The 9931-nt window shown below is 47.3% G+C and carries 6 protein-coding genes and 3 pseudogenes; 7 read left to right on the top strand and 2 right to left on the bottom strand.

Translation table 11 applies throughout. The annotated features are described in order from the left end of the window. Nucleotides 1–132 precede the first annotated feature (132 nt). A complete protein-coding gene (locus H6F93_RS34520; RefSeq protein ID WP_277882820.1) occupies nucleotides 133–267 on the bottom strand; it encodes a hypothetical protein in 135 nt (44 codons plus the stop codon). A gap of 253 nt (nucleotides 268–520) precedes the next feature. On the opposite strand from H6F93_RS34520, the pseudogene H6F93_RS02960 reads away from it, so the two are divergent. Further along, a pseudogene (locus tag H6F93_RS02960) lies at nucleotides 521–1232 on the top strand (IS6 family transposase). A gap of 55 nt (nucleotides 1233–1287) precedes the next feature. Here the strand turns inward: H6F93_RS02960 and H6F93_RS33810 are convergent. After that, nucleotides 1288–1407 (bottom strand): annotated as a pseudogene (locus H6F93_RS33810) (IS6 family transposase); the annotation flags it as partial. Nucleotides 1408–2013: 606 nt separating this feature from the next. Here H6F93_RS33810 and H6F93_RS02955 point away from each other — a divergent pair. The 6 genes and pseudogenes from H6F93_RS02955 (at nucleotide 2014) to H6F93_RS02930 (ending at nucleotide 9864) form a co-directional block, all read left to right on the top strand. Beyond that, nucleotides 2014–2256: a helix-turn-helix domain-containing protein gene (locus tag H6F93_RS02955; protein WP_190679120.1), complete on the top strand. Its 243-nt coding sequence runs from the start codon at nucleotides 2014–2016 to the stop codon at nucleotides 2254–2256. Continuing rightward, nucleotides 2253–6242: an ATP-binding protein gene (locus H6F93_RS33805; RefSeq protein WP_242043284.1), complete on the top strand. Its 3990-nt coding sequence runs from the start codon at nucleotides 2253–2255 to the stop codon at nucleotides 6240–6242. Before H6F93_RS02955 ends, H6F93_RS33805 begins: the two co-directional genes overlap by 4 nt. Continuing rightward, nucleotides 6215–6508 carry a response regulator gene (locus H6F93_RS33800; protein WP_242043283.1) on the top strand — a complete coding sequence of 98 codons (294 nt, stop codon included), beginning with the start codon at nucleotides 6215–6217 and terminating at the stop codon, nucleotides 6506–6508. Before H6F93_RS33805 ends, H6F93_RS33800 begins: the two co-directional genes overlap by 28 nt. A gap of 109 nt (nucleotides 6509–6617) precedes the next feature. Further along, nucleotides 6618–6695, top strand: a pseudogene (locus tag H6F93_RS35630) (IS6 family transposase); the annotation flags it as partial. A 1042-nt stretch (nucleotides 6696–7737) separates the two neighbouring features. Next, nucleotides 7738–9108: a hypothetical protein gene (locus H6F93_RS02940; RefSeq protein ID WP_190679118.1), complete on the top strand. Its 1371-nt coding sequence runs from the start codon at nucleotides 7738–7740 to the stop codon at nucleotides 9106–9108. 567 nt (nucleotides 9109–9675) lie between these two features. Then, nucleotides 9676–9864 carry an SDR family NAD(P)-dependent oxidoreductase gene (locus H6F93_RS02930; RefSeq protein WP_190679116.1) on the top strand — a complete coding sequence of 63 codons (189 nt, stop codon included), beginning with the start codon at nucleotides 9676–9678 and terminating at the stop codon, nucleotides 9862–9864. Nucleotides 9865–9931: the final 67 nt, after the last annotated feature.

The raw sequence follows: 9931 nt of genomic DNA, 5'->3' as shown, positions 1-9931 counted from the left end.
ACCTAATTCCTTTAGTAATGAAGTTGAGCAACCCAATCCCAGTATCACCGTTCCATCTTGGGTAAACCTTGATCAACCTCGCCCATCCGATCGCCCCGATCGCATCTCTTAACTATCCCAACCAGGAGCAGGTCAGAGGGCGATCGCCCGTGGCAAGGAAATGAAGCGACTGGAGCGAGAGATCGGGGGTACTACAGCAAAAGCTTGAGAAGTTCGAGCGGTTGTGTAAATAGTAGGGGCGATCGCCCCTACTTTTACCTCTACCAACGTATGCCTGTCCTTATATCATTGCGCTTCAACACACAATCCTCCATAGGAAATAGGAGAATTGTGTGTTGGAGTAATCGGGCTATGACTGTTCTTTAGAGGCTGATTGTGCTGGCTCTAAATCAACAGGGTAAATTCCAACTACGAAACGACCATCATCTGCGGTACAAGCTACGGCAGTTGTAATGGTTGTGTCGCAAAAACGGGTCAATGGTAAGGTAGGACAAGCCCAGCTCCACTGACTCGCTCTCCAATGTCTACGTCCTCCCTGTTTAAATGGCGGCACTTTTTGCCCGAAATCATCCTGCTGAACGTGCGGTGGTACTGCCGCTACGCCTTGAGCTACCGAGATTTGGAGGAGATGATGCAAGAGCGGGGCGTGGGGGTGGATCACTCGACGATCAATCGCTGGGTTTTGAAGTATGCACCAGAGCTAGACAAACAGATACGACAGCATCTGAAACCGACGAACGATTCGTGGCGGGTGGACGAGACTTATATCAAAATCAAGGGCGTGTGGAAGTATCTGTACCCTTGCTGTCGATTCGCAGGGCAACACGCTGGACTTTATGCTCAGTGCGAAACGAGATGTTAAAGCTGCCGCCCGATTCTTTCGCAAAGTGTTGGGAGCCCCGCATACTCAAGCTCCATGAGTGATTACCGTCGATAAAAATGCGGCTTATCCTGTAGCAATGGATGCATTGAAGCAAGATAAAACATTAAAAGCTGAGACCGAATTGCGGCAGAGCAAATATTTGAACAATCTCATTGAGCAAGACCATCGGAACGTGAAACGAATTGTCAAGCCGATGATGAGATTTCAATCATTCAACACAGCAAGGAGAACATTACGTGGGATTGAAGCCATGAAGATGATTGGTAAAGGTCAAGTCAAAGGAATCCATCAAGGGGCTAGTGTATCTCAAGCGAGGTTCATCAACAAACTCTTTGGAGTGATTGCTTGAAGCAATGCGAACAAGTCCTAGTTCATTTATCACTTAAGAATCTTTGCAACACAACCTCCTGCATTATCTCCTCCAGATCTCGGTAGCCCAAGGCGTAACGGCAGTACCACCGTACGTTGAGTAGGATGATTTCGGGCAAAAAGTGCCGCCACTTGAATAAAGTAGGAGTAGACATTGAAGGGGAAGAAGGCAAATCTGGACGTACCTACCTTACCAGTGACCCGTTTTTGCGACACAACCCTAAAAAGAGTCTTGCAACTTCGCCCTTTCGATTCCCTACCAGGACTAAAGCACCGCTACTATCTCGCAGCAATATATCGGAAGGCTAAAGATAGTTTGGAGATGCAAGTTAGAGTCGAGCAGGGTAAAAATGGGAAGCAGCTTGCTGCTCATGCGCCGAAGGATTTGCTTGCAAATCTTATGTGGTTCATGGAGTTGAAAGATTTTAGCGAGGCAGCGCACTTGTCAGATGTACCTCATTGCCGAAGGAACGAACTCTAACAAAGGCGTGCAGCGGGCATACACATTAGCTTAGTTTCTCATTTTCAAAGTTCCTACGCGCCGCTGAACTCAAACGTTAACAGTTAGCATCAATGTCGAAAATGACTCTTTTCGCGGAGTTCGTAAGCAACCTAATCTTGTTCATTAGAAACACTCAAACAATCTTTGAATCTCAACGTGTTGCCAGGTTATTTCTACCTCCTTGTACCTCTTTAGATAGACGGAACAAAACTATACCAGGTGGTATAGCTAATGAATGGAATTTAATAGTAGGGTTTCTATGCCTGCAATCGAGCAGTCAGAACTGGCAGCCTTGGTACGAGAAACGCGACAGCGGCTGGATCTCTCACAAGTTAAATTTGCCGAAAAGCTGGGAGTTTCCTTTCAAAGTGTGAATCGTTGGGAAAACGGACGCACAAAGCCCCTGCCAATTGCATTGAAGCAGATCGAACTGCTACTACAGCAGATGGGGGAACAGGGCGCAGACTTTCTTGCTCAATATTTCAGGAAGCCGCAGCAATGACAGGTTCAGTGGAGCCCAGGGCTGCCAACTCCATTTTTGCGAACGGTGGCGAAATGGGTGAGTTGATGAGATTGCTCGATTGGTCGCAAACACCCGTTGGGTCAGTGCAGTCCTGGTCACAAAGCCTCAAATCACTGGTCAAGACATTACTTACCTCGCGTTACCCAATGGTGCTGACTTGGGGAGCCGAGTTCACGCAGTTTTACAACGATGCTTACTCCCAGTTAATTGGGGATAAGCATCCAGCAGCCCTAGGAACGGATATCCGGGAAACACTGGCAGAAGCTTGGGATACGCTCGGACCCATGATTCAACGAGTAATGGCAACGGGGGTCGCAAACTGGACTCCGGCACTGCCGCTGGTTCTAGAACGTGCCGGATATCGAGAAGAATCTTACTTTAGCGTCTCCCATGCTCCAGCCGAAGATGATGCAGGACAGATTGTGGGAATGCTGGCGGTCTGTAGCGAGGTAACGCAACAAGTTTTAGGAGAACGGCGACTCCGACTGTTGCGAGATCTGGCTGCCCAAGCGGGTGAAACACGCAGTGTGCAGGACACGTGTCAGGACTTGATGTCGGCGATCGCGGCTCATGCCTTAGACGTTCCGTTTGCACTCCTTTATCTAAGAGAGGCGGACGGCAGGACGCTTACCCTACAAGGGACAGTGGGTTTAACAGTAGACGAACAGCTTTGTCCCCATTCAATCGATTTAGCGACTGATTCAGCAACAAGTCATTCAGCTTGGTCGTTTGCGCTAGCGGCGGCTGGTGAAACCGTTCTAGTGGAAGCATTGGATCACCACATGACAGTGCCCGGAGGACCGTGGAATGAGCCAGTTCAAACGGCTCTGATGATGCCGATCGCCTCCTCAAATCAAACTGCGCCGTTGGGCATTCTGGTGGCTGGCGTGAACCCCAATCGGGCACTCGATGAGGGCTACCGCTCGTTCTATGAGCTGTTAGTCGGACAGGTTTCCGTATCGATTCGCAATGCCCAGGCGTATGAGGAAGAGCGCCGTCGTGCCGAAATGTTAGCCGAACTCGATCGGGTAAAGACCACCTTCTTTTCTAATGTCAGTCATGAGTTTCGCACCCCTTTAACGTTGATGCTCAATCCTCTAGAAGAGGTGCTACAGAGTAACCAGTTGCCACCCGCTGAACGAGAGCAAATCACGATCGCCCAACGCAACGCTCAACGGCTACTCAAGCTCGTCAATACCCTGCTTGACTTTTCGCGGATCGAAGCCGGACGGGCACAAGCACATTTTGAGCCTACGGATCTCGCCACCTATACCGTCGAATTAACCAGTCTATTTCAGTCTGCCATTGAGCAAGCGGGACTGCGATTGATCATGGATTGTCCCGCTTTGCCCCAACCTGTATCTGTGGATCGGGATATGTGGGAGAAAATTGTGCTGAATCTACTCTCGAATGCGTTTAAGTTCACCTTTGAGGGGGAAATCACGGTTTCGCTGCATCTGGTGGGCAACCAGGTGGAACTGATGGTGCGTGACACGGGCACGGGCATTCCTGAAGTCGAACTGCCCCGATTATTTGAGCGATTTCATCGAGTTGAAGGTGCCTGGGGACGCACGTTTGAAGGCACTGGAATTGGGCTATCGCTGGTGCAAGAACTGGTGCAACTGCATGGAGGCACGATTGCCGTTGAGAGTACTCTAGGTCAGGGCAGCACGTTTCGAGTCCAAGTGCCGATGAACCTAATGCCTGCTGTTTCCGCACAGAGCGTGGGTGTAGTCTCAGCCTTAGAGACTCGCTATCCCGACAATCAGGCTCAACTGACAGATAGTGCAACACCCTATGTGCAAGAAGCATCCAGTTGGTTACGCGGAAACGATATAGATGCGCCTTCCTCCCCCCCCTCCCCCTCGGCTTCCTCCCCTGCTCGCATCTTTCTCGTCGATGACAATGCTGATATGCGGAACTATCTGCACCGCATCTTGGGCGAGTTTTATCAGGTTGAGATATTCACTGAAGGAGCAGCTGCCCTCAACGCCGCCCGCGCTTCAACTCCCGATTTAGTCCTCAGCGATGTGATGATGCCAGGGATGGACGGGTTTGAGTTACTCAAGCAATTGCGACGTGACCCACAAACTCGCGAGATTCCCATTCTGCTGCTGTCTGCCCGTGCCGGAGAAGAAGCGGCAGTGGCAGGGTTAAATGCCGGAGCCGATGATTACCTGGTCAAACCCTTTAGCGCTCGCGAACTGTTGGCACGAGTCACGGTGAATGTGGAGCTAGGGCGATCGCGCCAGGCTGCCGTTCGTCGCCGCCTCGATCGGGTATTGTCTTCTGTCTCTGATTTTATTTACACCTTTGATTTAGCCGGGCGGTTTACGTATGCCAACCAACCACTGCTTGACCTCTGGCAAAAACCATTGGCAGACATTGTCGGTAAAACCTTTTTTGACCTCGATTACCCACCCGAATTAGCCGATCGCCTTCAGCAGTACATTCAACAAGTCATCACCACACGCCAACCGCTCAAAGACGAAACACCCTACACCAGTGCTTCGGGTACAAAGGTTCATGAATACATTTTTGTGCCGCTGTTCGATGTAGATGGCGCAGTCGAAGCGGTGGCAGGCACAGGGCGTGATATCAGCGATCGCAAACAAGCTGAGGCCGCACTGCAAGAAAGCGAAGCCCGCTACCGTCTTCTAGCTGAAGCAATTCCTCAACTGGTGTGGATAACCGATGCAGATGGACAAAATGAATACGTTAATCAACGGTTTTGTGATTATGCAGGATTGACCGCCGAGCAAATGCGTGGCTCAAATTGGCTATCGATCCTTCACCCAGACGATTTAGAGGTAACGCAAGATCGCTGGCTGACAGCCCTGAACAGTGGTCAACTTTACGAGGTTGAGTATCGCTTTCGGGGGACTGACGGCAGTTATCGCTGGTTTTTAGGGCGGGGGATTCCCCTCAAGGATGATCAAGGTCGAATTTATAGATGGTTTGGAACGTGTACCGACATTGAACCGCAGAAGCAGATTGAGCAAACCCGTTTGCAACTCCTCGAACAAGAACAAACTGCCCGTGAGCAAGCCGAAACTGCCAATCGCATTAAAGATGAATTTTTGGCAGTACTCTCTCACGAATTACGATCACCCCTCAATCCTATTCTGGGTTGGTTAAAGTTACTTCGCAACGGCAAGCTCGATACAACCAGGACTACTCATGCCTTGGAAACAATTGAGCGCAACGCCCAACTCCAATTGCAGTTAATTGATGACTTACTCGACATCTCTCGAATTTTGCGCGGCAAACTGGTTTTGACCGCAGCACCCGTTGATCTAAGCTTCGTCATCTCATCCGCATTAGAAACCGTTCGACTTGCTGCCGAAGCGAAGTCACTGCAAGTTCAAACTATTATTTCACCCAACATTGGACCTGTGAATGGTGATACCGGGCGGTTACAGCAAGTTGTCTGGAATCTTCTGTCCAATGCGGTCAAGTTCACGCCTGTTGGAGGACACATTACCATCGAGCTATCCTCAACGGGTACAAATACACAGATTCAGGTCAAAGACACTGGAAAAGGCATTAAACCAGACTTTTTGCCCTATATCTTTGAGCATTTCCGGCAAGAAGATGGAGCCACGACCCGCAAGTTTGGTGGATTAGGGTTAGGATTAGCGATCGCCCGTCAAATCACGGAAATGCACGGTGGCACGATCAAAGCAGAAAGCCAAGGTGAAGGAATGGGAGCCACATTTATTGTTGAACTGCCCCTTTCAAGGGGTGAAGGAGTAGAGGAGCGGAGAAGTGGAGGAGAGTCTCGCCCCCTTGCCCCCTCAATCTCTTACCCCCTCACTGGATTGCACGTTCTGCTGGTTGATGACGAGCCAGATGCCCGCGAATTTCAAACATTTGTGCTGGAACAAGGTGGTGCAAAAGTAACAGCGGTTGCTTCCGCGTCGAGGCACTGCAAGTATTGGATCAGTTCACTCCTGATATCTTAGTGAGTGACATCGGCATGGCGGAGATGGATGGTTATATGCTGATGCAACAGATTCGATCGCGTTTACTCAACCAAGGGAAAACAACGCCAGAGGAAGATTCGCTGGTGCTAAAAGCAATTGCCTTGACCGCCTATGCCACAGAGGTTGATCAGCAGCGGACGCTTCAAGTAGGATTTCAGGCTCACCTTACAAAGCCTGTAGAGCCAGAGGCATTGGTGCAAACGATTGCACGTTTATGTGGACGGAATGTACTGAGACGGTCATGATTCAGCGGCAGGCAGCTTTTTGTAGGCAACGCCTTTATATAGCAGTCGAGAAAAACTGGTCGTTATGGACAAGCTGTCCCACTGACGATGATTGATCGCAGAAGAGACCGAGTTACGGCAGAGTAAGTATTTGAATAACATAATTGAGCAAGACCATAGAAACATCAAGCGAATTGTGAAACCGATAAACCTTTACCCAATCCAACATGGATAGCACCCGCCGACAACCAAGACAACTTCAAAGGAAACGATCGGAACCTCAAAGAAACCGCTTTACTTGGCTTCGGTCAAACACATTATTTGCACAACTTCGTGTTTTCCAACATATTACAAGTGTCAGTCGGCAAGAATTAGAACCTATTTTAGGCGCAAACAATGCTCAACTCTTTCGACATTTTGAAACTATAAAAATTATTCCAACCTTAAATTCTTTCCTGCTTCAAGGAATTAGCTCCGTTAATGGAAAAGTAAATAACAATCCGTTTCTAGATATTCAAATAACACCATCCCCTGCATCTGAGGGACAGCCGCAGGCCTATATTCGATTCCCAGAACCCAATACTTATCAAGCGATCGCTATTCTTCTAGAGAATAGGTTAAAGCAACTGCTAGATACTGAGCAAACAGAATCTCAGTTCACCAAACTTGCCGCCCAAACTCAACCTGTTAGTTTTTTTCCTAGAATCTTAGATTCAATCCTTAATCCAACAGCCTTTCAGCGTTTAGCAACCCAGCATCGAATTAAAGTAGAATTAAGTAATCAAAATCGCACAATTACTATTAAAAATGGCAGGGGGCATGATTTATTTGTGCTTCAGCCCTCGCAGGTCTCATATCTTGTTCTCATAGAAGTTATAGTAGAGTACGGATATTATCAGGCACATGATTATCCTTTACCAGAAATCATTCAAAAAAGCCTGTTTATCCTGGCAGTTCAAGGAAAAATTGTTCTACCTTATAAATTTTTGAGACCACGAATCAAAGATTTATTTCATCAAGAGATGTCAAACCAAGAAGAAATTGCAATTGAGTTTCTTCAGACAGAGACACCGAATGATAGCCTCCTCATTTTTTCATCCGCTCAACTCAGTACCAGACTCTATCCTCGGCTCAGGCTAAACGACAAACGAGTACCTGAATTATTAGGAATGCTTTACTGCTTTGTTTATTTGCAAGGAAAGCAGCAAGGAAAGTGGCAGAGGGCTTCAATAATATTCCGATTCATAAGTTTGTATGAACTTTTTCAGGATGAGGAGTTCAAGCACTTTCAGCTAACAAAAATTCCTCTGCAAAAACTGCTAGAAGTTGATTTAAGTTCAGAAATTCGTGCCGATTTGACTTCACTAGCAGCTAATGAAAAAATTGAAGTCCATTTCACAGATATTAGCGAGGGAATGCATATTGACCTGAGATTATCTTTCCGTTCAGAAGCGGCTTCAGCTAGTCAGACACCTATTCTGCCTGAGGTAACTATTTCTCACCGTAATCCTCAGTTTTTTGTTTGCCTTGAAACTATTACTCAGCTATGGACAGCCAGTGAAGAACGTTTGCGCTTCTTAGATACAACCCTGATTAACAAATTAGTGGAAAGACTGAGACCAGCAGGAAACTACTGGCTCTCATATTTTGAGCTACAGCCACATTTAGATAGGCTTGCTGAATCCTCAAATGCAGAAGTGGCAGGTTTAGTACAAAAACTTTTTGACCATCAACATAGCTTGCCAAAACCCTATTTTCGCTATTTCTTGGGCATTCAAGGAGAGTCCTTGATTATTGCCCCCTACCCTATCTTTTTAGGGAAATGGGCAACTGCAACTATAAATCCTGAAATAACAGAAGAAAATTCTTTGCAGCTAAACATATTTACGTCACGCTCTAGGGGTTACATGGGGTTTTGCCGCAAAGCATTAGGGCTTGCCAAAGATCTACTTGATTTGGGTGCCACACCTGGTGAAGAACGGGTTCGCTTCAATATCCCTAAAGTTGTCAACAAGATCGAAACTCACACGCTTGCTTTTATTCAACGGCACACACCTCCTTTTTTGGAGCTAGTCGATCGCATACAGTCCATGCTTCTAGACATCAGCTTGTATGCCCCTCAAGCCTACGCTCCTTATTTGGCGGGTTATCCAACCGAAGATCCTTTAAGCAAACTAAAGCAGCGATTTGTTCACCTTACTCCTAGCGAAACAACAGTCAATATTCTTAGTCCGATTTACACAGCGCTGTATACCCAAGATGCATTAATGCTACAGTACCTGCAGGAATGGCAGGCGTTACGATATCCCAATCAGCAGGTATTAGATCTGTTGCTTCAGGCTCTACAAATTGCAAATCAGCAGAAACAAGTGCAGCTTCAAACTCACAAAGCCAAGCGAATTCAGGCTCTAGAACTGATGCTGGATACGCTGCTCAAGAGTGTTCAAGTTATTACACAATACGAAGTACAAATTATTGCTCATCAGCCTCAAAGTATATTAACTACGCCTGAAATTCAGCAGAAGATTCAACTCCTCTTGATGGCTAGTGAAAATATGGAAAGTGAATGGAAAACAATCTTGCAGCGCCTCGTTAGGCAGCAGCCACCAACCTCATCATGATGTTTGTGTGAAAGCTCTCGCTTCGCGGGAGCTTTCACACAAAAACTCTTTCAACGCGGTTTGCTTGTGTAGACATCGAACGGGGAGAGCAGGGTTAAGCTTGTTTACTGGGGCAGCATTTCCCACTGACATCCAGTTCGTTGAACCTAGAAAATGCCATTGAGAATCTCTCTGAAATCGACCTCTACTGGATGTCCGAAGCTTTTAGGTTGAGGCAAAAGTGGTTTCAAGATTGTCCACTCGGCATTACTCAGGTCGTTCGCATAAGGTTTGCGTTGAGGATTTGCAATCTCAGGTAGCCATGAAGATGATTGGCAAAGGTCAAGTCAAAGGAATCCATCAAGGGGCTAGTGTATCTCAAGCGAGGTTTATCAGCGAACTCTTTGGAGTGATTGCTTGAAGCAATGCGAACAAGGCCAGTTCATTTGTCACTTAAGAATCTTTGCGACACAACCGTTCAATGTCCCTGGCGTAAGTCCTGATTTTGTTTGAACGTGTATTTCTAGCCACAACTTCCTTGCTTTCTTCGGTCTATGCTCATCACCGATTAAGCACTGAGATACGCTTGTGAGACTGAAAAACAAAGTTAGCTTTATCACCGGAGCCGGATCAGGAATTGGACAAGCCACTGCTGTCCAGTTCTCCAGGGAAGGTGCGATTGCAGTCGTCGTCGATCGCAATTTAGAATCTGCTAAAAAAACCCAACACTTACAGGACTTACGCAGCGGCACTAGGGATAGGGGGTGGTTAAGTTGAGCTATGCTCGCTACAGTTCCAGTATGAGTGCATCAAACAGCGATTGCGATGACATTTACTAAGCTGG

The sequence above is a fragment of the Leptolyngbya sp. FACHB-671 genome, assembly GCF_014695745.1.
Classification (GTDB): Bacteria; Cyanobacteriota; Cyanobacteriia; order Elainellales; family Elainellaceae; genus JAAUTN01.
Note: the sequence above shows the minus strand (reverse complement) of the source record. Positions and strands in the feature narration are given on the sequence as shown.